General features: G+C 60.4%; 23 protein-coding genes and 1 pseudogene. 12 read left to right on the forward strand and 12 right to left on the reverse strand.

What is annotated here, in order from left to right:
* Positions 1-21: 21 nt before the first annotated feature.
* From NXT3_RS24430 to NXT3_RS24440, 3 genes are read right to left on the reverse strand one after another with little or no spacing between them, the layout of a single operon-like run.
* Positions 22-1134: a Gfo/Idh/MocA family protein gene (locus NXT3_RS24430; protein ID WP_104841384.1), complete on the reverse strand. Its 1113-nt coding sequence runs from the start codon at positions 1132-1134 to the stop codon at positions 22-24.
* Positions 1135-1145: 11 nt separating this feature from the next.
* Positions 1146-1949 (reverse strand): PIG-L deacetylase family protein, encoded by an 804-nt coding sequence (locus NXT3_RS24435; protein WP_104840790.1) that lies wholly within the window; start codon positions 1947-1949, stop codon positions 1146-1148.
* The gene (locus tag NXT3_RS24440) at positions 1949-2803 is read right to left on the reverse strand and encodes a sugar phosphate isomerase/epimerase family protein (RefSeq protein WP_104840791.1); all 855 of its coding nucleotides are present in this window, start codon (positions 2801-2803) and stop codon (positions 1949-1951) included. The genes NXT3_RS24435 and NXT3_RS24440 overlap by 1 nt, the downstream gene beginning before the upstream one ends.
* A 172-nt stretch (positions 2804-2975) precedes the next feature.
* Between NXT3_RS24440 and NXT3_RS24445 the strand changes: the two genes are divergently transcribed.
* The 8 genes from NXT3_RS24445 (at position 2976) to NXT3_RS24480 (ending at position 11510) form a co-directional block, all read left to right on the forward strand.
* Positions 2976-3842, forward strand: a complete 867-nt coding sequence (locus NXT3_RS24445) for a DeoR/GlpR family DNA-binding transcription regulator (protein WP_104840792.1) — start codon at positions 2976-2978, stop codon at positions 3840-3842.
* A 78-nt stretch (positions 3843-3920) separates the two neighbouring features.
* A complete protein-coding gene (locus NXT3_RS24450) occupies positions 3921-5177 on the forward strand; it encodes an ABC transporter substrate-binding protein (RefSeq protein WP_104841385.1) in 1257 nt (418 codons plus the stop codon).
* Between the two features lie 93 nt (positions 5178-5270).
* Positions 5271-6203, forward strand: coding sequence for a carbohydrate ABC transporter permease (locus NXT3_RS24455; RefSeq protein ID WP_104840793.1), 933 nt, complete (start codon positions 5271-5273; stop codon positions 6201-6203).
* The gene (locus tag NXT3_RS24460) at positions 6203-7042 is read left to right on the forward strand and encodes a carbohydrate ABC transporter permease (RefSeq protein ID WP_104841386.1); all 840 of its coding nucleotides are present in this window, start codon (positions 6203-6205) and stop codon (positions 7040-7042) included. Before NXT3_RS24455 ends, NXT3_RS24460 begins: the two co-directional genes overlap by 1 nt.
* A 17-nt stretch (positions 7043-7059) precedes the next feature.
* A complete protein-coding gene (locus NXT3_RS24465; protein WP_104840794.1) occupies positions 7060-8073 on the forward strand; it encodes an ABC transporter ATP-binding protein in 1014 nt (337 codons plus the stop codon).
* A gap of 320 nt (positions 8074-8393) precedes the next feature.
* Positions 8394-9599: an extracellular solute-binding protein gene (locus NXT3_RS24470; protein ID WP_104841387.1), complete on the forward strand. Its 1206-nt coding sequence runs from the start codon at positions 8394-8396 to the stop codon at positions 9597-9599.
* Between the two features lie 187 nt (positions 9600-9786).
* Positions 9787-10791 (forward strand): SIS domain-containing protein, encoded by a 1005-nt coding sequence (locus NXT3_RS24475; RefSeq protein ID WP_104841388.1) that lies wholly within the window; start codon positions 9787-9789, stop codon positions 10789-10791.
* A 161-nt stretch (positions 10792-10952) separates the two neighbouring features.
* A complete protein-coding gene (locus NXT3_RS24480; RefSeq protein WP_104840795.1) occupies positions 10953-11510 on the forward strand; it encodes a glucose-6-phosphate isomerase family protein in 558 nt (185 codons plus the stop codon).
* A gap of 20 nt (positions 11511-11530) precedes the next feature.
* On the opposite strand, the gene NXT3_RS24485 is transcribed toward NXT3_RS24480, so the two are convergent.
* From NXT3_RS24485 to NXT3_RS24515, 7 genes are all read right to left on the reverse strand, one after another.
* Positions 11531-12457 (reverse strand): carbohydrate kinase family protein, encoded by a 927-nt coding sequence (locus NXT3_RS24485; RefSeq protein WP_104840796.1) that lies wholly within the window; start codon positions 12455-12457, stop codon positions 11531-11533.
* A 64-nt stretch (positions 12458-12521) separates the two neighbouring features.
* On the reverse strand, positions 12522-13586 hold the full coding sequence (locus tag NXT3_RS24490; protein ID WP_104840797.1) for an ABC transporter ATP-binding protein: 1065 nt from the start codon (positions 13584-13586) through the stop codon (positions 12522-12524).
* A 40-nt stretch (positions 13587-13626) separates the two neighbouring features.
* Positions 13627-14469 (reverse strand): carbohydrate ABC transporter permease, encoded by an 843-nt coding sequence (locus NXT3_RS24495; RefSeq protein WP_104840798.1) that lies wholly within the window; start codon positions 14467-14469, stop codon positions 13627-13629.
* Positions 14469-15299 carry a carbohydrate ABC transporter permease gene (locus tag NXT3_RS24500; protein ID WP_423828016.1) on the reverse strand — a complete coding sequence of 277 codons (831 nt, stop codon included), beginning with the start codon at positions 15297-15299 and terminating at the stop codon, positions 14469-14471. Before NXT3_RS24500 ends, NXT3_RS24495 begins: the two co-directional genes overlap by 1 nt.
* 141 nt (positions 15300-15440) lie before the next feature.
* Positions 15441-16436 carry a carbohydrate kinase family protein gene (locus NXT3_RS24505; RefSeq protein WP_104840800.1) on the reverse strand — a complete coding sequence of 332 codons (996 nt, stop codon included), beginning with the start codon at positions 16434-16436 and terminating at the stop codon, positions 15441-15443.
* A 5-nt stretch (positions 16437-16441) separates the two neighbouring features.
* Positions 16442-17497: a Gfo/Idh/MocA family protein gene (locus NXT3_RS24510; RefSeq protein WP_104840801.1), complete on the reverse strand. Its 1056-nt coding sequence runs from the start codon at positions 17495-17497 to the stop codon at positions 16442-16444.
* A 421-nt stretch (positions 17498-17918) separates the two neighbouring features.
* Positions 17919-18656 (reverse strand): DeoR/GlpR family DNA-binding transcription regulator, encoded by a 738-nt coding sequence (locus NXT3_RS24515; RefSeq protein ID WP_234828229.1) that lies wholly within the window; start codon positions 18654-18656, stop codon positions 17919-17921.
* Between the two features lie 360 nt (positions 18657-19016).
* Between NXT3_RS24515 and NXT3_RS32720 the strand changes: the two are divergent.
* Together NXT3_RS32720 and NXT3_RS24540 are read left to right on the forward strand one after the other, a co-directional pair.
* A pseudogene (locus NXT3_RS32720) lies at positions 19017-19691 on the forward strand (MFS transporter); the annotation flags it as partial.
* Between the two features lie 459 nt (positions 19692-20150).
* Positions 20151-20513, forward strand: coding sequence for an adenylate kinase family protein (locus NXT3_RS24540; RefSeq protein WP_234828230.1), 363 nt, complete (start codon positions 20151-20153; stop codon positions 20511-20513).
* 337 nt (positions 20514-20850) lie between these two features.
* On the opposite strand, the gene NXT3_RS33385 is transcribed toward NXT3_RS24540, so the two are convergent.
* On the reverse strand, positions 20851-21018 hold the full coding sequence (locus NXT3_RS33385) for a hypothetical protein (RefSeq protein WP_199773439.1): 168 nt from the start codon (positions 21016-21018) through the stop codon (positions 20851-20853).
* 240 nt (positions 21019-21258) lie between these two features.
* Positions 21259-21420 carry a hypothetical protein gene (locus NXT3_RS31850; RefSeq protein ID WP_210207164.1) on the reverse strand — a complete coding sequence of 54 codons (162 nt, stop codon included), beginning with the start codon at positions 21418-21420 and terminating at the stop codon, positions 21259-21261.
* Between the two features lie 153 nt (positions 21421-21573).
* Here NXT3_RS31850 and NXT3_RS24550 point away from each other — a divergent pair, with 153 nt between their 5' ends.
* Positions 21574-22482, forward strand: coding sequence for an MBL fold metallo-hydrolase (locus tag NXT3_RS24550; RefSeq protein ID WP_104840807.1), 909 nt, complete (start codon positions 21574-21576; stop codon positions 22480-22482).
* 12 nt (positions 22483-22494) lie between these two features.
* A complete protein-coding gene (locus tag NXT3_RS24555; RefSeq protein WP_104840808.1) occupies positions 22495-23622 on the forward strand; it encodes a zinc-dependent alcohol dehydrogenase family protein in 1128 nt (375 codons plus the stop codon).
* Positions 23623-23627 lie beyond the last annotated feature (5 nt).

Consider the following 23627-nt stretch of genomic DNA (forward strand, 5'->3'; position numbering starts at 1 on the left):
GATCACCTTTCTCAGCCGCTGCTAGAGGTCGATGTGGCGGCGCGTTCGGATGCTCTGATCCGCCGCGAGCACGACGCGGAGGCTGTCCACCGCGGCCGCGAGATCTGGCGTGTCGACCGCGCCGGCGCGGATGGCGTCCAGAAAGGCGCGCTGCTCCAGTTCGCACAGCGCGTCATGATCAGGCTCATCGGCCATCCGGATGATCTCGTCGGCATGCTTCAGCGAGTTGTCCGGATTGAGCTCTGAATGGTGGATCCTGAGCGCGCTGGTCTTGACGTGGTTCAAGATGTCCGATGACGCCGTCGTCGATGCGCCCTCGGCGGCAGCGTCGCCCTTTTCGCTCATCGTGATACTGACGGCGCCTTTCGGCCCGACTACATCCTTCACGAAATAGGCGACCTCACTCATCATCGGGCCCCAGCCAACCTCGTACCAGCCGATCGAGCCGTCATCGAAGGTCACCTGCAACTGGCCATAATTGTACTGGTCTTCGGCGATTTCGTCGGTAAGGCGCGCGCCGATGCCGTGGACGCGAACTGGTCTTGCGCCGGTCAGTTCGCACATCACGTCGATATAGTGGACGCCGCAGTCCACGACCGGGGGGAGGGACCTCATCAGGTTCTTGTGCCAGGTCCAGGCATCACCGATCGACTGTTGATTGATGTTCATCCGCATGACGAGCGGTTTGCCGAGCTCTTTGCCGCGGCGGATGAGCTCTCGCCAGGAAGGGTGAACCCTGAGGATGTAGCCGATATAGAGGGTGCGCTGGGTTTGCCTGGCGACCGCGAGCATGCGTTCGGCCTCTTCGACGCTGCGTGCCATCGGTTTTTCAACGAAGACATGCGCGCCGGCCCGCATCGCCTTGATCGCGAAATCGGCATGCGTGTCAGGATAGGTGCTGATGATGACAGCGTCGGGCGCAAGCGCCTTCAGTGCCGCATCGTAGTCGTCGAACCGGTCGACGGAGGAGAGTGCGGGCGGCAATTCCATGCTGAGAATGGAACGGCTGCAGACGCCGACGAGCTCAAAACCGTCGATGCGGGTGATCGCCTCGGCGTGCGAGATGCCCATGTGCCCCAGCCCGACGGCCAGGACCCGGAGCGGAGCGGCCTTGTCGTTGCGCTCCTGCTGCATGGTCGCGTCCTTCAGTGTGCGGTCGGTGTTGTCGGGGTCCATAATCTCTCCCTCCCGGATTTCGCTTGGTATTGCTGCGCATGCCGCCGCATCGCCTCGACCAATCCCGCGTCGCTGCCAAAGATTTCCGGGATCTGGCTTGAATAGAGGCGGGCGGCGTCGACACGGGCAGCAAGGTCGACATCAACGACTTCGGACGTGGCCCCCTCCCAGCCGGAGAGTTTCAACCCGAGCTCGACCGTGATCGGGTGCTCCGCCGGAAATTCCCCGAGCAGATAGGGAAACTCTTCGTAAAGCCGCAGGGGCAGACGGCCGAGACAAATCTCCTTGGCCGCCGCCACCACGCAGAGATGATCTGCATGTCGGCCGATGCCGACCGGGGCATAGACGACGTCGGGCCGCTCCTCGGCGATGATTTCATCAAGCTTGCGGGCAATTGCCGTGACGTGCGCCTGATCTGCCTGTTTCAATCCGGCAAACAGCTCCGGAATGTCACGATAGATCGGCTCGCCACCTTCATCCTTGCGGTAGATGGCATCGAGGACGCCCTCATGACGGCAACGCGCACCGAGGAATTCGGCTACCCGAATGTCCTCCTCGCGACGGATCGCATAGGGACGGTCGCCGCGGTTCCAGACGCTGTGGAAGCGGCCGGCAAGCGGAGTGAGCGAGCCGGTCGCATCGGCGGTGACGAAGGTCGAGACCACGACGTCGCCACCGGCGCTCGCCAGCTTCCTGATCAGTCCTGCGCAACTGAACGGCGCGTCATCGAGATGTGGCGAGAGGAAGAGGTGGCGCGAGCCTGCGGTAGACATCAGCGTGCCGGCCCCTTTGCCGGAAGGAGACCCCGCAGGAAGTTGGCGGTGGAGGCAGCCTCGTTTTCCCCGAACCCGTGGGCGATGATCGGTCCGGAGAAGCCTCCTCTCAGGAAGAGGTTGAAGAGGTATGCGAAGTCGATGAACCCGGTGCCAGGCGCGGCGGGCTTGCCGTCGCGACGCATATCCTGGGCATGAATGATCGTGGTCGATTCCGCCAGGAGTTCGAAGGCGCGCAGCAGCGTATCGGACGCATGCTCGTGATTGCTCCATTCCACCAGATTGAACGGGTCGAACACGATCTTGACGCGGTCGCTGCCGACCTCGTCCAGCAGCCGGCGCGCGGCCTTTGGCGAAGAAATGACGTTCGATGGCTCGGGCTCGACACCGAGCATGACATCATGTGCTTCGGCAATTTCGATCAGCCGGTCGAGCTCGGCGCGAAAAGAACTCCAGGCCTCCTCGCCGGCATTGTCGGGATGGAATTTCCACTTGTCCTGAGCATGGCGGGTGCCGGTGCAAAGCGTGATCGTCCGGTAGCCAAGCGCTTTGCTTGCCTCGGCGAGCACGCGAAAACCATGCCTTCCCTGTTCGACCTCCTGCGGGTCCGGGGCAATCATGTTGTAGGTGCCAGAGACAACTGGAATGGCCACCTTGCTCGCGTCGAAGTCACGCTTCGCGGTCTCGAGCTGGGCATGGTCGAGGCTCAAGGGCAGCGAATCAAGCCCAATGCTTGCCATGTTGAATTGGGTGCACTCGTAGCCCGACAGCGCGATGGCGTCAGCGAGCTTGGCGCTTGTCTTGCGATCGAAGGTTTTGGCGAAGATGCCGAGCTGGATCAAGTTTCGGTCCATTCAAAGCAGAGCCCGCAATTGTCGCCGTGAAGGCGCGGTGGTCGGGCTTCGATTTCCAATGTTTGCCTGGCGAGTCTTCGTCTAATGGCGTCTTGGTCGCCACGAAGCTCTCAGCGGTTTTCAAGTGCGGCCGAACGACCACTTGACAACGTCTAACACAATCGAACATTATATGACAATAGCGAACATGAACGAACACGGTGAAAACATGGTCGAGACTGAAGCGCAGGATCAGGGCGCATCCCCGAACACTGCCGGCCGGCAGTTGCAGACGGCGCGCCAGAGGGCGTTGCTGGCAATGGTCAAATCGCGTGACTTCATCACCGTCGCAGAGATGGCGGCGCATTTCGGTGTCTCGGAGATGACCATCCGACGCGACCTCAAGGCCCTGGAGAAAGACGGCAGCCTGGAACGCGCCCATGGCGGGGCGATCCTTCCGGAGGCTGCACCGTTGGGGGCCGAGCAGCCGTTTCGGGATCGTCAGGTCAGGAACCAGGAGGAAAAGCGAAGGATCGTCGCCGCCGCTGCTCGCCTGATCCGCCAGCACGAAATGATCGGGCTCGATGTCGGCACCACGACGCTGATGCTGGCAAAGGAGATTGTCGGCTTTCCCAATCTGCGCGCGGCGACAAACAGCCTGCGTGTCGCCATGACGCTGGCCGACAGCCTGGTCTCGGTTTTTGTGCCGACCGGGCAGGTCCGGCCGCTCGAAATGTCGATCACCGGCGGGCGCGCCATCCGCGAGCTTGCGAACTATCGGTTCGACAAGACATTCCTCGGCCTGTCGGCGCTCGACGAGACCGGCCTCTATGACTTCTCGATCGAAGACACCGAGGTCAAGCAGGCCTTCGTCGCCCAATCGAACCAGGTGATCGCCCTCGTCGATAGCAGCAAGTTTGGCAAGACCTCGACGGTCCGCCTTGGCGGGCTGGAGATGCTTGACGTTCTGGTCACCGACGCGGCGCCACCACCGGCTCTCGCCCGTGCCTTGAAGGAAGCGCAGGTAGAGCTCGTCATTGCGGGGGATGAGCGCCGCTGACGGGAGGGAATGAGGCATCAGCCGGCCCAGCTGGTCGGCATCATATCTTCCACAATCAACCACAAAAGGGGAACGGGAATGATAAGACTCTTATTGGCAGCAACGTGCCTTGCTGCGACGACCTTCTCTATCGGCGGCGCGCGCGCGCAGAACGTGACGCTGACGATCGAAAGCTGGCGTACCGACGACATCGCGATCTGGCAGGACAAGATCATTCCCGCGTTCGAAAAGGCGCACCCGGGGATTACAGTGCGCTTTTCGCCGACCGCGCCGACCGAATATAATGCCGCGCTGAATGCGAAGCTTGACGCCGGCTCGGCCGGCGACCTCATCACCTGCCGCCCATTCGACGCATCGCTTGCGCTCTATGACAAGCGGCAACTCGTCTCCTTGAACGATCTTCCAGGGATCGACGACTTCTCGCCCGTCGCGAAGGCCGCATGGACGACCGACGACGGCAAGACGACGTTCTGTGTTCCGATGGCCTCCGTCATCCACGGCTTTATCTATAACGCAGATATCTTTGGCCAACTGGGACTTGCCGCGCCGAAGACGAATGAGGAGTTCTTCAAGCTCCTCGAGGCGATAAAGACCGACGGGCAATCCGTGCCAATGGCGCTGGGCACCGTTGATCAATGGGAAGCAGCCACGATGGGCTACCAGAACATCGGTCCGACCTACTGGAAGGGTGAAGAGGGCCGGCTTGCGCTCGTCGCTGGCAAGCAGACGCTCAGCGACGCAGGCTGGATGGAACCGTATCGCGTTCTCAATCGCTGGAGCGATTATCTTGGCGATGGCTTCAAAGCCCAGACCTATCCTGACAGCCAGAACCTGTTCACGCTCGGCCGCGCCGCTATCTTTCCGGCCGGCTCCTGGGAAATCGGCCTGTTCACCCAGCAGGCGCAGTTCAAGCTCGGCGCCTTCCCGCCGCCCGTCGCTTCCGCTGGCGACACCTGCTACATCTCCGATCATCCCGACATCGGCCTTGGGCTGAATGCCGCCTCTAAAAACGCCGAGGCCGCCCGCACTTTCCTGACCTGGGTGGCCTCGCAGGAGTTCGCGACGCTCTATTCCAACGCGCTGCCAGGCTTCTTTGCGCTTTCCAAGCATCCGGTCAAACTCGACAATGAGCTTGCCAAGACGTTTCTCTCCTGGCGCAATGATTGCCAGTCGACGATCCGCTCCACCTACGCGATCCTCTCGCGCGGCACGCCCAATCTCGAAAACGAAACCTGGAACGCGTCCGCCAACGTCATCAATGGCGTGGAGACCCCGGAGGCTGCCGCCAAGCGCCTGCAGGATGGCCTCGCAAGCTGGTACAAGCCTGCGAAATAGCACTCGCGAACTGGACGAGGTGGCGGGCGCATAGACGCCCGACGCCTCGGCTCGGCCCATTGACCTATCTTCGCCACGGAGCACGTGGAATCCATGTCTTCAGCAAAGTCCGACCGTCCGCCGTCGCCGCGGTGGCACATAGCGGTGTTTCTGGCGCCGGCACTGTCCATCTATAGCGCCTTGATGGTTATCCCGCTGGCTTCGACCCTCAAGCAGTCCCTCTATAACCACGTCGACGACACGCTTGCCTTCGTCGGTTTCGACAATTTCAGCAAGCTTCTGCTCGACCCGACCTGGGCGACCAGCTTCTGGAACGCGCTGTCAAACAACCTGGTGTTCTTCGTCATCCACATGCTGCTGCAAAACCCGATCGGGATTGCCTTGGCGGCGCTTTTGGCCAACCCGAAGCTGAGACTGGTGCGGTTTTATCGCACGGCAATCTTCGTGCCGACCATTCTTTCCTTCGTCATCGTCGGTTTTGTCTGGAAGCTCATCCTGTCTCCGCTATGGGGTGTTGCGCCCTCCATCATGAAGGCGATCGGGCTCGGCGGGCTTTTTGCGCCTTGGCTCGGTCGCGAGGACAGCGCCCTCATCGCGCTCTCTCTCGTTTCGGTCTGGCAGTTCGTCGGCATGCCGATGATCCTCATCTATGCCGCGCTTCTGTCCATCCCGGACGAGGTGCTGGAGGCGGCCGAATGCGACGGCGTCACGGGATGGAGCCAGTTCTTCAAGATCAAGCTGCCGCTGATCCTGCCAACCATCGGCATTGCCTCCATCCTGACCTTCGTTGGCAACTTCAATGCGTTCGACCTGGTCTATGTCGCCCAAGGGGCGCAGGCCGGCCCGAACTATTCCACCGATCTGCTCGGCACGTTCCTCTACCGCACCTTCTTCGGCTTCCAGCTGCAGTTGGGGGACACCTATATGGGGGCAACGATCGCGTCGATGATGTTCCTGCTCATCCTGTTCGGGGTCTGCACCTATCTCTTCTTCGTGCAGCGCCGTCTGCAGAGGTACCAACTATGATGTTTAGGTCTCGTTCAGATCTCGTGCGCGGGATCGGTGCCCATGCTGCGCTCGGCGGCTACACGCTGATTGCCCTGTTTCCCGTCGCCCTCATCGTCATCAACGCCTTCAAAAGCAGGGCTGCGATCTTCAGTGAACCGCTGATGCCGCCGACGCCCAAGAGCTTCTCGCTGATCGGCTTCGAGACGATTTCCGCGCGCGGGGATTTCATCTCCTACTTCATCAATTCGGCGACGGTGACCGGAGTATCACTTGCCCTCATTCTGCTGTTCGGCGCGATGGCAGCCTTTGCCCTTTCCGAGTATCGGTTCCGCGGCAATGCGCTGATTGCTCTTTATGTCGCGCTCGGCATCATGATCCCGATCCGCCTCGGTACGGTTGCCATCCTGCAGCTGGTGGTCAGTGCCGGGCTCGTGAACAATCTCGTCGCCCTCGTTCTCGTCTACACCGCCCAAGGGCTGCCGCTTTCGGTCTTCATCCTCACCGAGTTCATGCGGCAGATCTCGGCGGATCTGAAGGACGCAGGGCGCATCGACGGTTTGTCGGAATACAAGATCTTCTTCACACTCGTCCTGCCGCTGGTGCGGCCGGCAATCGCGACAGTGGCCGTGTTCACGATGATCCCCATCTGGAACGACCTCTGGTTTCCGCTCATCCTTGCACCAGCCGAACAGACTAAGACGATCACGCTCGGTGCACAGGTCTTCATCGGCCAGTTCGTCACCGACTGGAATGCGGTGTTGGCTGCTTTGACGCTCGCAATCGTTCCGGTCCTCATCCTCTATCTTCTCTTCTCTCGCCAGCTCGTGCGCGGCCTGACCGCCGGCGCCGTCAAATAGGGCACAAAGGTATCGCCATGACCGCATCAGAACTTGCCCTGCAGATCAAGGGACTGCACAAGAGCTTCGGTGACTTCCACGCGCTCGATGACATCAACCTCGACATCAGGAGCGGCGAGTTCGTCGTTTTCGTCGGCCCATCCGGTTGCGGCAAGTCAACGCTGCTACGCATCATCGCCGGGCTTGAACACGCCTGCGCCGGCGACATCACCATTGCTGGCCGTCGGGTCAACGACGTCGAGCCTTCGAGGCGCGACATTGCTATGGTGTTTCAATCCTATGCGCTCTACCCGCACCTTGATGTCAGGGGCAATCTTTCGCTCGGTTTGAAACAGGCCAGGAAGCCCGCATCGTTCATCGAGGCTCAGGTCGGGAAGGCGGCAAAGATGCTTGCGCTCGATGAGCTCCTGCACCGGCGCCCGTCGGAACTATCGGGTGGTCAGCGCCAGCGGGTGGCCATCGGCCGGGCGCTGGTGCGAGAGCCGCACTTGTTTCTTCTCGACGAACCGCTGTCCAATCTGGATGCTGCGCTGCGCGTCAACACAAGGCTGGAAATCGCCCGTCTCCACAGGGACACGGGCAAGACGATGATCTATGTGACACACGACCAGATCGAGGCCATGACGCTCGCCGATAAGATCGTGGTCATGAACAAGGGCAGGATCGAGCAGATCGGATCGCCCATGGAACTCTACCGGCATCCGGCGAACACCTTTGTCGCCCGCTTCATCGGTTCGCCGCAAATGAACCTCTTTCCCGGTTCGAAGGTTGGAATGCGCGACGTGCGCCTTGTCGGCATAAGGCCCGAGCACCTGGCAATCACGACCAATGACGGCCCGCTCCAAGGCGCCGTCAGCCACGTCGAACACCTCGGGGCCGATACCAACGTTTACATCGAGGTTGCCGATATCGGCCTGATTGTTGCGCGCGTGTCCGGTGATGTCGAAGCAAGGGCGGGTGACTTCCTCCGTCTCGAGATGAGGCCGGATCGTGTCCACCGGTTCGACGAGCAGGCCAGGCGCTTCAGCTAGTCAGCGTTGGTCGGGCTCGAGTCCGCCAAACGAAGTGCGCGATATCGTGCAAAAAAAGTTGTAGAAGACTGCCCAGGTCAAGCGGCGCCGCCGCGCCGGGAGTCGGTGCACGCCAGCAGCACTGCTTACACACCGCTAAGTTCTCAGTCTTATTTGCCGATCAGACGAATGCGCGATAGTGTGCATATTGGTCTTGACTGCACGAACGTGTGCATATTTTATGAAGCGGTTGAAAACGCAAGTCGGTGGGCCGGTCACTCCTGCTCACGGCTGGATAACTGGGGAGCAATCCGATGAAACGACTATTCGCCTGGGCCCTGATGCTGACCGGCATCACGACCGCCCAAGTTTCCGCGGCCGATGTGAAGCTCAAAGCCGTCTTTATCGCGCAGGCGGCTTACAATGAGCAATCCGTCCGGGAGATGACCGACGATTTCCAGAAGCAGAATCCGGGCATCGCGGTCGACCTGGAATTCGTTCCCTATGAAGGGCTCCACGACAAGATCGTTCTCGCGCAAGGCTCCGGTGACGGTTATGACGCGGTCCTGTTCGACGTGATCTGGCCCGCCGAATTCGCCCAGAATGAGGTTCTGGTCGACGTCACCGATCGCATCACCCCTGAGATGAATGCAGGGGTGCTTCCCGGCGCCTGGACCACCGTGGAGTACAAGGGCCGACGCTATGGCATGCCGTGGGTGCTCGACACCAAGTACCTGTTCTACAACAAGGAGATGCTGGCGAAGGCAGGCTTCGATGCGCCGCCCAAGACCTGGGCAGAACTCATGAACCAGGCCAAGGTCATCAAGGAGAAGAAGATCGTCGAGCATCCGGTCGTCTGGAGCTGGGCGCAGGCGGAAGCAGTCATCTGCGACTATGGCACGCTGCTTTCGGCCTTCGGCGGCAAGTTCCTCGATGACAAGGGCAACTCGGCATTCCAGAGCGAGGGCGGACTGAAGGCGCTCGACTATATGGCGGCCTCGATCAAGGACGGCACGACCAACCCGAACTCGCGCGAATATCTCGAGGAGGACGTACGCCGTGTCTTCCAGGACGGCGAAGCCGCTTTCGCGCTCAACTGGACCTACATGTTCAATCTCGCCAATGACCCGAAGCAGAGCAAGGTCGCTGGCAAGGTCGGCGTCGTTGCCGCTCCAGGTGTCGATGGCATCACCCAGGCATCTGCAGTCAATGGCTCCATGGGCCTTGGCATCACCAAATCGAGCAAGCATCCGGAAGAAGCCTGGAAGTACATCACTTTCCTGACGTCGCAGGCGACCCAGAACAAATATGCCAAGCTGAGCCTGCCGATCTGGGCAAGTTCTTACGATGACCCGGCCGTGATCGAAGGCCAGCAGGAAATGGTCGCCGCTGCCAAGGTCGGCCTGCCCCTGATGTATCCGCGACCGGCGGTGGTGAAATATCAGGAATTGTCGCTGCTTCTGCAGGTGGCCATTCAACGAACACTCTTCGATCAGGCCTCTGCGGACCAGGCGCTGGTTGAGGCTGCGAGCTCCTTCCAGCCCTGAAGGGGCTGGCGGGCCGCCGACAAGGCGGCCCGTCAGCCATGCAATGCGGCAACCGTCGGCTCGTCTCCGTGCGACCACAGTCGAAGCACTCCTGTGACCCTGCCGTCGCCAGAGCGCCCAAATTCCTGGAAAATTTGCCGTGCTCATCCGATCAGCCGGCGTCCAGCATCTCCATAAGGACACGATCATGAACCAACCGAGCGGGCGCGAGGCCATTGAATCCGAGATGGCCCGTCAACAAGGTGATGCCCTTGCCTCCTACGAGGCGGCAAGAGCGGGCGCGGCGGAGATTGCATCCTCGCTCCGGACGACCGGCCAGTTGGTGCTGCTCGGGATGGGCGGCTCGCACTGTGTCGGCCGAACCGTCGAGCCGATCTACCGGACTTTCGGCATTGATGCGGTGGCGCAGACGTTCTCGGAGCAGCTCGACACGGCGCGGCCGTTGAAGGGAAAAACCGTCATTGCGACCTCGCAATCGGGCGAAAGTGCCGAAGCCGTCCGCTGGCTGAGCGAGGCCGCTGAACGGGACGATTGCTTCGGCATGACGATGGAAGCGGGCTCGACCCTGGCAACAAGCGTTCCCTCTGTGATCGGATGCGGCGGCACCGAGATTGCGGTCGCGGCCACGCGCAGCTTTACCATCGCATTTGCCCAGCACCTCGCCATTCTGGAGGCGCTCGGCGCCGACCCCGTGCAGGCGCTTGCCGCCTTATCCAAGTCGCACCCGGTCTCGCCTGACGAGGCGTTGGCGCATTTCTCCAAGGTCTCTGCCGTGATCACCTGCGGCCGCAGGATGCGCGGTCTGGCTGAAGGACTGGCGCTCGGGATCGCCGAACTTGCAAGGCTGCCCTCCTTCTCGATCGAAGGCGGCCAGATGCGGCATGGACCGCTTGAAATGCTTGGACCCGATCGCGGCGTCATTCTGCTTCGATCCTCGGAAACCGGCGGAGAACGTTTTGCCGGTCTGACGGCGGCGGTTCGCAAGTGCAATTCGCCTGTTATCGTGTTCGACTGTTCAGGCGGGGAGCCGATCGGTGATGCCATCAACATCCGCCTGCCCAGGAGCTCGGATATGGCGGCGATCTTCTTTCTCCTGCCGGTTCTCCAACGCTTCATGCTGGAATTTGGCAGCCGGCACGTGGCGAATGTCGGCACGCCGATGCATATCGCCAAGGTCACACGCGTCGAGTAGGGCATATTGCACCGTCGTCGCGCCATCCCGCAGCATGAGCCAGAGCGTACTGCACGAGGAACAAGCGCCTTGGAGCGCCAGCAAACGGCGCGGCCTTTGGACCGGACGGTTAGTCGCGCGACAGCGAACGGGCGACACGGGGAGAGCAGATAGGAACCGAGATGACGTACCCGGAAAATGTCGCGATCGATGCTGCGACTGGGGCGATTGCGCCGATGGTCGAGCACTACGAAAAGCGCCTCGCTGATCTCAGAGACGTCTTTTCCGACAGGCAAGCCGTCGACCGGATGCTTGCCGAAGATCAAAATATCCTCGTTTATCAGGTCCGGGCCTTCAAGAGAGAGGGATGCGACTTATGGTTCGGCACGACAACCATCGAGCCGGGCCAGGTCGGGCGCGAATATTTCATGACCCGCGGTCATTTCCACAAGAGGCGCGACATGGGGGAGGTGTATTACACTCAGGCTGGCGAGGGATTGCTTCTCCTGCAATCGCGAGACCGCCAGATTGAGACCATGGAGATGCGGCCGGGCACCTCATCGCTTATTCCCCCAGATTGGGCGCACCGCTCAATCAATGTTGGCACCGATCCCCTCGTCTTTGTCTGGGTGTGCAACATCGAGGCTGGCAACGACTACGGCGAGATCCTCGAAAAAGGGATGCTGAGACACGTTATCGCGGGCGCCGCAAGCCCCGAGATAATCGACCCGCTCGCTTGACGTCACGCCCGATAGCGTCGTCACACCAGGTCGAGCGCCTCCTGCGGGGAGAGAATCCGCGCTTCCTTCGGCTTCCTGAGTACGGCCGTTGCAACCCGGCTGCCCAGCCTTGCTGCATCCGACCACCCCATCCCCTTCGATAGCCCGTACAAAAGCCCGGCGTTGAAACTGTCGCCGGCGCCGGTTGTGTCGGCGCAGGCAACAGGCTCCGTCGCATGACGGAAATATTCCCCGCCGGGACCGACGCCCGCACATCCCTCCTTGCCGAGCTTGGCAATCAGCCAACCGCCGCAGAGTTTACCGACATGCTCCAATGCGTCGTCGACATTGCTGCACCCGCTGATGGCGACAAGTTCCTGAGCGTTGGGAATGAAACAGTCGACGATCGCCAGGTAAGATCTCAGATCTGCCAGGACGGCTTCAGACCAGCCGAACTGATCGGAACCGGGATCGAAGAAGCTGAGCGCGCCTGACGCCTTGATCAGTCTGAGCTGACGCAGCGTGCTCTTCTGAAGCGCCGGCGTGGTAAAGTAGCCGGTCAGAAGCACGAGATCTGACTGGTAGGCCGAATGGGCGATATCCTCGAACGCAAAATGCTCCAGATGGCCGCGTGCCGCAATGAAGCTTCGATCCTTGGCATCCGACTCGAATGCAAGTGAAATCGTCGTTGGCAATTCCGGCACGACTTTAAGCAACGAGAGATCGACGCCGGCTTCCGCGAGGCCTGCTCTCACCGCGCGGCCGACAACATCGTCACCGATCGTGGCATGCAGCTGAACAGCTGCACCCATCGAAGCCAGGACAGCCGCCGTTGTTCCAGCGGCCCCGCCCGCACGGAAACAGATGGAATCGACCAGCATTTCCGCGCCTGGCGCCGGCCATTCGTCGACCGCTCTCGACACGATATCGGCCGCGACATTGCCGATGACAGAAATTGTTTTCAGCATGGAAAGACGTCCGCTTCTTCTGGCAGGATTGCCGGGGAGACCAATGACCAAGCTCTGCTCGGAACTACAGTCGCAGCCCTTGCGAAGCCTCGAAGAAATGCAGTCCTTGGGGCGCGATGCTGAGCCGGACCATCTGCCCTGGCTTGACGTCAATGCTCGCGGGCGCCGTCAGGATCAGGTCCTGCCCCCCGACGCGTGTCGAGATAAGTTGCTCTGGACCGGTCAGCTCGACGAGATTGACATTGGCTTCGATCTCAATGCCGGAGGCCGAGCCGTTTGCGCCGACACCGATTGCCTCCGGCCGGACGCCGATCACAATCTCCGAAGATCCAGCCGATCCCCTGAAGTCGAATTCGATCGGGCAGGTATCGCCCCGAAATCGGCCGTTCAAGACCTTCCCCGCAATGAAGTTCATTGGCGGCGAACCGACAAAGTCGGCGACACGCATCGTTCTTGGCTGGTCGTAGATCTGTGAGGGCGTTCCCTGCTGTTCCACCTGTCCGTTATGCATCAAGACAAGTTGGGTGGCCAACGTCATGGCCTCGACCTGGTCGTGCGTCACATAGACGATCGTCGTTCCGAGGATACCGTGCAGTCGCTTGATCTCGTGGCGCATCTCGGATCTCAGCCGCGCATCGAGATTGGAGAGCGGTTCATCGAACAGGAAGAGCTTTGGTTTGCGCACCAGTGCCCGACCGATGGCCACGCGCTGACGCTGGCCGCCGGAGAGTTGAGCGGGCTTGCGCTCGAGCAAACTCTCGATGCGAAGCAACTTTGCCACTTCCGCCACTGCCTTTTCCCGGTCGGCGCGTGGCACGTTGCGCATTTCCAGGGGGAACGCGATGTTACGGGCCACAGACAGGTTTGGGTAAAGGGCGTAGGACTGGAACACCATGGCGATGTCGCGATCCTTGGGATGGACGCCGACGATGGATTTGTCATCCAGTCGCACGTCGCCCGAGGTCGGCTCGGCTAGCCCGGCGATGATGCTGAGCAGCGTCGACTTTCCGCATCCGGAAGATCCGAGCAGCACCAGGAACCCACCATCGTCAAGAGCGATGTCAACGCCCTTGAGAACCTGTAGGGTTCCGTACTCCTTCTTGATCTGGCTAATCGTTAGAGCTCCCATTGATCCTCCCGAAGCGGATTGTGGCTGTAGGCGTTTGGGCTCATCCCTTCACTCCGCCCTGGGTGAGCCCGGAGATCAGTGCCTTTTGCAGGACGAGACCGATGAAGACCGGCGGAAGGGCAGCGATGACGCCGGCTGCGGCGATGGCCCCATAATTTGTCTCTCTCCCACCGGAAATTTCTGCGATCGCAACCGTGACGGTCTTTGCCTGGACGCCTGACGTGAAGAGAAGGGCGTAAAAGAACTCGTCCCAGGCGAGCAAGAGCGCGAAGATGGCCGCCGTTGAGATGATCGGCGCGATCAGCGGAATGCTGATCAGCCTCAGCATCTGATCAAGCCTGGCCCCATCCATCGAGGCGGCGCTCTCGATTTCTCCCGGCAGCGCATCGAAGCCGGACTTGATCAGCCAGGTGGTGAATGGCGCCAGGATCGCGAGATAGATCGCGGCAAGCCCCAGAACCGAATTGAGCATTCCGAGGCGGGCGAGCACCATATAGAGAGGGACGGCTAAAGCCACGGGCGGCAGCATATAGAGCAACACCACCACGCTGAGCGACCACCCCATGGACCGTACCCGCGACACCACCCATGCGGCAGGAACGGCGACGATGAGCGCCAGCAGCGTCGCGGCGCCGGAGGCGCGAATGCTGTTGAACAGCGCCGAGAGGAAATCGCGTCCCTTGCCGCCGGTATAGTCGAGCAGCTGATGGTAGTTGGAGAAGTCCACCTCGGAGGGCCACCACCGAAGCGGCTTCTGCGATAGAGCCTCTGCGGGCGAGATGCTCATGATGACCAGCCAGATAAACGGCGCAACGACGATCAGAAAGACGACGTTGGCCGCGAGGTAGGTCAGGACGGTGGCTAGGGTCGATCGCCGCTCCATTACTTCATCTCCTCGGTGCGCCGCACAAGGCGGGCGTAGAACACGGCAAGCATGGTGATGATCAGCGTGACGATCAGGGCCAGCGACGCGCCTGAGCCGGCCCGCTGGAAGGCGAATGCTTCCTGATAGACCAGGAGCGACAGCGTGCGGGTGGCGTTCGCCGGTCCGCCTCGGGTCAGCACCCAGACGATGTCGAAGACCTTGAAAGCTTCGATTGTTCTGAGAACGACGGCGACCATCAATGGCCCGGCGAGATAGGGCAGGGTGACGTAGCGGAAGCGCCTGATGACGCCGGCGCCGTCGATCAGCGCGGCTGCCTGAATATCGCGAGGGACCGCCTGGAGTGCTGCGAGCGAGATCAGCGCGACGAGCGAGAAGTTCTTCCAGACGTCGGCGACGATGATCGCCCAGATCGCCGAGTCCGGCTGGCCCAGCCACGACTGGTAGCTGTCGAGGATGCCAAGCTGCGTCAGAGCTGCGTTGAGCGCGCCGTATTCAGGATTGTAGATCAGCCGCCACAACATGGCGTTGACCACTGTCGGCAGTGCCCAGGGCAAGATCATCACGGCGCGCAAAAATGTCCGGCCGACAAAGTGCTGCTGCAGCAACAGTGCCGTGAGCACCCCGAGCACGATCTCGGCGCTGACCGAGACGACGGTGAAGATCGCTGTTGTCGTCAAGGCGTGGAGAAAATCGGAGCGCGACAGAAGCTTGGCGAAGTTGTCGAGACCGACGAAATTGCCGGTGCTGCCGATCAGCCGGGCGTCCGTCAGCGACAGCCGGATGGTATCGACCAAGGGGTAACCGATCACAGCCGCCATCACAATCATGAGCGGCAGGGCCAACAGCCATGCTTGGCGGGGAATCCAGGCGGTATTCAAGTTCGGTCCACCCTAAACAAAGTTCAAACGGATAAAGGCTCGAAGGGATGGCGCAGCAGGGCCGCGCCATCCCCCCGGGAGGGCGGACCGCTATTGCAGTCCGCGTCTTACACCCTCGATTTCCAGCGGCGCTGACCTGCCCCCACGCGCCAGATCAAGCCTCGCCAGGTCACGGGGTGTAAGGTAGCGGCGCGCGGCAGGCTGCCTGAGCACTTCTGAAGCAAGGGCGGTCGCCAGATGCGCCGATGCGACCCAATCGAGCCCGCGGGAAAGGCCCAGGGCCAGCCCCGCATTGAAGCTGTCGCCAGCGCCCGTCGTGTCAGGCGCCTCCACGGGGTCAGGGCGGATTGCGGCAGGCGTGCCGCCGCCCGTGTCGGCGACAAGGCAGCCCTTTGCCCCGGTTTTGACGACGATGCAGCCATCGAAGCGGCGCCTTAGCCTTGCCAATGCATCGCCCACGTCGGTGCAGCCCGTCAAAGCGAGAAGCTCCGCCTCGTTGGGCAGGAAGCAGTCGCATTCCTCGAGAATCGAGCACAGCATCTCGCGCACCGCATCGGACCAGCCAAACTGGTCCGAGCCGGGATCGAAAAGGACGATACTGCCATTTCGGCGAGCCCGGCTGGCGAGCCCGGCAATGTCGGCCTGTAAGGCCGGTGTCGTGAAAAAGCCGGTCAGCAGCGTAATTTCAGCCGTGAGCGCCTCGTCGGCCAAATCGTATTTCGAAAAGGCCTCCATGTGTCCGCGTGAGGTCAGGAAGGAGCGCTCCCGCTCGGCAGCCTCGAGCGCGACCGTGATACTCGTCGGCAGCTCGACCTCGCGGATGTCGGAGGTCTCAACGCCAACCTCCGCAAGCATCGAGCGGATGACCGCGCCGATCGGATCTCGACCGAGCGTGCCGAACAGGCGAACCGGAGCTCCGGCGGCCGCCAGCACCATCCCGGTGACACCCCCGCTACCGCCCGGCCGAAAGCTGACATCGTCGACGAACCTTTCCTCGCCCGGCGGAGGCAAGGCCGCTACTGGCCGCAGCACGAGGTCAGCCTGGACGTTGCCGATCACCGCCACCGTTCTTGACTGGTCTCGCATCACTTTTACGCGCTTTTCCGCTGATCAGGCTCTTCGCGAGCCGTGAGCGCGTTGACCGTTTCGACGATCTCCAGCGCCTTGAGACCATCGCGCGCGTTGGGCTCGACGGCGCTTCCCTCAAGAATTGCCGCAGCGAAGGCCTCGACTTGCAGCTTGTAGGCGTCGGTGTCGCCGTAGATCGGCTCCTCATAGCTGGATTGTTCGGAACGGAAGATGCGCACGCGGCTTGCCGCCCGGGAGAATGGGAAAGGTATCTCGGCGCTGATATGCCCCTTGCTGCCGTAGATCTGGAAGCCCTCGGTCCATTCGGCATGAACGCTGGCGGTAATCTCGAAAGAGGCGGCGGCGCCGGCATCCGTGGTCGCGATGCCGTGCCAGGAGTGATCAACGCCGTCAACGGCCATGGTCGCGGCCGACACCGTGAGCTCGCCGAGCAGGAAGCGCATCAGGTCGAACGTATGGATGCCATGGGTCGCCAGAAGGTGGGTCTTGCGGTTAGCCGCCTTGAGCGCCGTTTCCCGGTTGCGAACGTCCTGGTCGACAAGCATCGCAGGAAACAGCGTGGCTTCGATCGGTGGACGCAGTTCGGACATGACCCGATACCAGCAGCGCGCACTCAGGATGCGGCCAATCCCGCCCTCGGCGATAACCTGCTGCGCCCGCGCAATGCCGGGATCAAACCGCTTCATGCTGCCGACCTGCAATTGGAGCCCCGTCTTGCCCAGAACCTCGATCAGCGTCTTCGCTTCCGCAGCGGTCACGGCGACCGGCTTTTCGACAAGCACATGCCTGCCCGCCTGAAGTGCGGCGATTGATACCGGCACGTGGAAGCGGTCCGGAATGGCAATCAGCACCGCGTCGATGTCGGCGTTTAGAAACTCCTGCTGGTCGGTGTAAGCCGGAACACCGAGCCGCAAGCCCGCGCCCTTGGCCAGCAACCCACTTGGATCGAACACCGCCGCCAGCTCCACGTTCCTGGCCTTCTGAACGGCCGGAAAATGCGCCGCCTGGGCGATACGCCCGCAGCCGATCACGCCGAGTTTCAGCTTCTCTTTTGTCACTTCGTCTCTCCGGAACGATTGATCGAACTTGTCCGGGACTATGAAGCATGCGCGATATCGTGCAGTCAAGTGGGAAATGCACGATAGTGTGCAGTTTTTCCGAAGGCAGGAAGCCGGCAGATGGGCATCAGCAAGCGAGATCAGGCGCGAAAAGATTACGAGGGCGGCGGATGCAAGGCTCAAAAGGTCCAAGTCTTACGTCCGGCAGGCGAGAGTTCCCTTGAAGATGACGCGCCGGTCCGATCCGCGGACATCGCGATCCACGGGGCGAAGAATCACGGACGCTCCAGGTGTCGACACCCTCGACGGAAGATGGCGTAACTAGCGGCGCCCTCGCGTAGGATGGAATTCTGACCGTTGGTCGCAGAGTGGGTGGGGAGAGTGAACGTCGACCCGTATATGGGTTGAAATCTAACGCCAGTTAGACCTCGACGATCTTCAGTTTCTTGCCAAATGCCCTTCGCTGTTCTGGCGTGACGCGGCTATCAGTGATAATTTGCGAGAGTTCTTCGATGCCGCAGACCCTTGCGAAGGATCTTTTCCCCAACTTGGAACTGTCGGCGACCAGGACTGCGCAGTCGGCTGCCCGGATCATCGCCTGTTTCACCGGAACTTCGATGACATTGACGTTGCTTACACCAAGTTCCACATCCACCGCCTCCGCTCCGATGAAGGCAATATCAACGTGAATCTTGCTGATGTAGTCGACGGTGTTTGGACCGACCAGCGTGTAAACTGTATTGACCTGAACGCCACCCGTGACATGCAGGTTGATGTTGCTGCTGTCCGAGAGCAGCAGAGCAATCTGGAGATCATTCGTGATGACGGTCAGGTTCTGCTTCGATTTGAGGCTATTGGCCACATGCCACGTGGTTGAGCCGCTGTCGACAAGAACGGTCTGGCCATCCTTGATCAAGCTCGCTGCGTACTCACCAAGATGGCTCTTGGCCGATGACCGAAACTGCCGCCGCGGCTCATAGGGATAGTCGAAGCTTCCCTTGCTCTCGGCCGGAAGGAAACCTCCCTGTGTGCGAAGGACCAGTCCATCTGCTTCCAACCGGGCGAGATCGCGTCTGATCGTCGAGCTGTCGACGCCAAATTCATCCTCGATCACCTTAGAGGGCACATAGCCGGTCTTGCGTGCGCGCTCGACCATCATGCGGCGCCTCTCGGAAGCGTTAGTCATAGGGGCTCTCTTCGAATCCTTTTGCACGTTTTCGTGTATCCAGCAGCATTTGTCCATAATGGCACGCCGTCAAGCGCGCAATGGCTGCCACAATGCGATCACGGCCGTTCCATTGAGGAGATGGGCCGTCGCCGCTCGGGTACTTCCCGTGCCGGGTCAAGGTGAGACGCCGCTCAGGCCTGAGGGCGACTAGCATGCTGTTTGGGCACGTCGCATTCGACCAATTGCAGGAATCGTTGGTTGCGAGCCCGCGCAACCAACGCAGAGCCGAATTCGATTCCGACTCATGGAGCCGAGCTTCATACCGTCACGTCTGTGAAAATATCAATAGATCTCAGCCACGCGATCGCGGTTACCGCCGTCCGCCTCTTGATCCTCGTGATCCCGCTTCATTAACGACAGGCCGCCCATAGCCGCGGCCGGCGACAAGTTGAGATTGCCCGCCACCATGCTGCCCTGGTTGGTCGGCGCGATCGCGCCCTTTGCAACGATACCGGAAGGGGAGGTGCTCGACTGGGGTGCGCTCTATCCGAGAAGCGAGCTCGGTGCGCCCGCCGAGTTCTCGGGCCTGGCCTTTGCCGGGCGACGATGGCGGCGATGCGATTCGCCGGCGATCATGTACGCGACCTCTTCGGCGCCGTGAAGACGCTCCGCATCTCAGCCCTCATGGCCATCATCGGTTTCCTCATCGCGGGTCTAGCACCGAGTGCCACGGTCGCGATCCTCGGCTTTGCCGTGGCCGGCTTCGGCATTTCGAACATGGCGCCGATTGCCTTCTCGGCCGGTGGCAATAATCCGGGTGTTGGCCCGGGCGTCGGTCTCGCGTCGCCACCACGCTGGGCTACTCCGGTATGCTCGTGGCGCCGGCGCTGATCGGCTTCATAGCTGGGGCGCACCGGTTTTTCCATGGCCTTCGCCTGGCTCCCGTTGCTATTCATCGTCGTCTTGGCTCTGTCGCACTACGTCGTTTATGCGGATCGCGGCCGGGACGCCGGACGCCGACAATAGAGTTCGCTCCGTTCCCTCCTGTGGCTGCGTAATGCTGTGGAACACAGCGTCGGTGGCGACGCTGACGCGAATTGGAATATGCTTCACGGTTGTCATGGTTGCTTTGGTTAACAAGGTTGGGTAGGCGCCTATATTCACAGGCATCGAAGGTGAGCACGATGGCACAAAAAGCGCTCTCCAATTCACCAAAGCGTGTCACCAGAACACGCGCGGAAAACCTAAAGACATCATGAAACGGGAGGCGGCCAAGGCTCTCGCGGGCTATGAACTGCCCGCCGGCGCGGAGCTTGCGATTGTCTCCAGAAAGCCGGAGTCGAAAAAAAATCGAAAAAACATTCAGCGGTCGATACGCACAGGTTGCCGAAGTCGTGGCACGCGAGCTTGCCTCGTCGCGTGATGAGGTCAAGCCGGTCGTCGACAAGCGCGCGTTCGAGCCCGACGCGGCCAGCCGCGCAGTCCTTGAAGGCGTTCGCATCGCGCAAGAAGATCTGCGCGAAGCTGGAGCAGCTGCTCCAGAGCATGCAGGTGCCACTCGATCGCGTCATCCTGTTCGATGTTCCTCTAAGCCTCCTTGAAGAGCGGATTGCCAAAAGAGCCGAAGAGTCGCGCGCCACAGGCGCGCCGCCGCGTTCGGATGACAGCCCGGAGGTCCTGAAGAAACGAGTGGGAGAGTTTGTGCGCGCGACGGCGGCGTTGTCGCCATTTTATGAGCAAAAAGCACTACTTCGTCGGGTTGATGCAGCGGAAGACATCGAACGCGTTGCAACTCAGATCCGGGATTTCTTGGAGCTAAACCCAAGGCCCCATCAGCGGCAACCCTGAGCGCGTATATGTTTGCGATGGCTTCTTGTATTCATCCCTTAGGATGGCTCCGGGCTTTTGTCCTGGTGACTGAAGTCTGACATCCTGCGCCACGTCTGCGCATCTCTCGTCGACGAAGCTCCAGTTGTCCTTGTTGCGTCGGCCGAGGTCCGAGAAGGGGAAGCTCGGTCGAGGACAAACCCTGCCTTCAACAATGTTGCATCAAGCGGCGTTGGGGGCCGACCGCACGCGTGACGGCCAATTGAGCAGGGTGGAGGAGACATGGACGCGCAGCGACGCGGAAATGACCTTCCCGGACATGGTCACCGCTGACATCCGTGTTGCCAGACTCGGAAATTCATCCGTCCGGTATGAAATCGGACTCTTTCGAAACGACGAAGAGACCGTGGCGGCCGAGGACTTTTTCGTCCATGTGAACGTCGACCACCTGGCGCGGCGTCCCGTGCATTTCGGGCATGTCGTCAGACGCGTGCTTGAGCCGCTGCTGGGCAGCGATGTGTTCCATAACCGCCAAGGTGGGCTGCTTGGCAAAGAGGTCCGGAATTGGCGGAGCGGTTCGCCAGTGCCGCTAAGGACATCAAAGGACTATTGTAACCTCCCAACAGCACGCAGGCCAAGGCGTAGTCGTCCGTGAACTATCCGTACGCCTCTGATAACGTTCGCTGGTCTTTTATGACGCCGTCGGCAAAGCCATCCAGACCTGCTTCGCGCCTTGCCAAATTGATGGGAAGGAAAACGAGCTTGTCTACGGCTGCCTGTGGACTCGCGATTGGCCGTTGACCGCAGCTTGGCCGTTGACCGCAGCTTGGCGCAGATCGAGGATCACGAGATCGCGATAGCCTTCCAGGTTGTTGGCACGGCTCAGCAAGCGCCTTGCCAACGCCTTCACACCGGCCGCCTGCTTCAACCACAATGACTTTCTTCCGAGATAGTTGGCGTTGTTCCGCCCGGTAGCTCGGAGCTTCAACGCCGCAGTGTGTGCCCTTTTATGAAACGTGAAACCACCAACAGCGATTGACAGATTATCATACAATCTGCCAAGAAGTTGTAGAGGAACACGATGGGAGGAAAATCGGTGTCTCTTAACAAACATCACCAAGCGAAGCTTCCCTACTTTTATCCATTTGGATTCGGCGACGGAAAAATCACTATCCTGTCCGACGGGCCGCTAGCGCTAGGCGACCCAGGAACGAACTTTTTAGGCGTAGACGAAAGCACGGTCAGCGGAATGCTAGAACGCAATTTTCTGCCGACGAACAATGTCGTGCTTGAGCAGAACGTGCCGCTTGTTGAAATAAATGGGAGGACAATTTTGTTCGATACCGGGATGGGTTCCTCCAAGGTTTTTGGCCCTACCACGGGTCGACTCTTAACCAGCCTTGAGGAAGCGGGCCGAGATCCGACGGAGATCGATGCCGTAGTTCTGTCGCACGCTCATATCGATCATATTGGCGGGCTCTGCGATGCGAGTGGCAATCTTAATTTCCCAAACGCCGAGATATTCATCAGTGAGCGAGACTTCACAGACTGGACGGATGGGTCGTCGATCGACTCTTCTTTTCACTTTCAGATCGAAAATGCCCGGAGAAACCTGCTCCCGCACAAGGACCGCACCTTCTTTTTCAAGGATGGGGAGGAGTTCTTGCCCGGTATCCAGGCGATTTCCGCCCCCGGCCACACGCTCGGCCATCACTGCTTTATGATTCAATCCGGAAACGATCGCCTCTGCTTCCTCGGCGATCTTACACATCATCATATCCTATTGATGGAGCGGCCGATGATGGAATTCAAATATGATACGGACCCGAAGTTGTCAGCGATATCTCGTACGCGCGTGCTGGACATGCTTGCGAAAGATCGAATTGCGGTGATGTCCTATCACTTCGCATGGCCGGGTGCTGGTCACGTGGTGCGGAATGGAGACGGATTCCGCTACATCCCGGCTCCAATGCAGTTGCTTGCAAATTGATAGGAATCAGACATGCAAACGCGTTCGGCAATCCTCAGGGAGTCGGGTCTGCCGAAGCCCTACTCCGATTCGAAACCCCTCAAAATCGAGCTTGTGGAACTAACGCCGCCTGGCCCTATGGAGGTCCTAGTCAAGATCAAGGCTGCCGGGGTCTGCCACTCCGACCTATCCGCAATCAATGGCGACAGACCGCGTCCTCTTCCAGTCGCTCTCGGCCATGAGGCATCTGGCGTCGTCGAAGCAACCGGGCCGGGCGTGGAGAACGTCGATGTTGGTGACCACGTGGTCATGTCATTTTTACCGGTCTGCGGTCATTGTTCATTCTGCGTTGAAGGCCGGGCAAGCCTCTGCGAACCGGGTTATGAGGCCAATGCTGCGGGGACGCTTCTGTCGGGCAGCAAGCATATCCGTCTGAAAGGATACGAAATTAACCATCACAGTGGAGTCTCTGCCTTTTCCGAGTATTCTGTTGTGTCGGCGAACTCGGTTGTCAAAGTGACCAAGGATATTGACTTGGCAGAAGCCGCGCTTTTCGGTTGCGCGGTTTTGACTGGCGTTGGAGCGGTGATGAACACCTGCGATGTCCGCCCAGGCCAAAGTGTCGCGGTAATCGGCCTCGGCGGTGTCGGCCTTTCGGCGATCCTCGGCGCCGTCGCGAGTGGAGCTGGCAATATCATTGCGATCGACCTCGTCCAAGCCAAGCTTGACCTTGCCAAGGAGCTGGGGGCGACCAAAACCTTTCTGGCGAGCTCGCCAGACATTGTGGCTCAGGTAAAAAGCGCGACGAGCGGTGGGGTAGATTACGCAATCGAGATGGCTGGATCCAAAAAGGCGTTCGAACTCGCATATGAGATTACCCGGCGGGGCGGGATGACCGCAACCGCAGGACTGGCCAATGTCAATTCCCGTTTCGAGATCTCGCCTTTGCCGTTGGTCGGAGAAGAGAGAACGATCAAGGGGAGCTATATGGGCTCGTGCGTGCCATCGCGCGACATACCCCGGTATATCGAAATGTATCTCAAAGGGAAGCTGCCAGTTGTCAAATTGCTGTCGAGCACCGGTCCCCTTGACGAGATTAACGAAGCGTTTGACCGCCTCGATCGAGCCGAGATCAATCGACACCTCGTCGTTATGAGCTGATATTG

The sequence above is a fragment of the Sinorhizobium fredii genome, assembly GCF_002944405.1.
In the GTDB taxonomy this organism is placed as follows: Bacteria; Pseudomonadota; Alphaproteobacteria; order Rhizobiales; family Rhizobiaceae; genus Sinorhizobium; species Sinorhizobium fredii_C.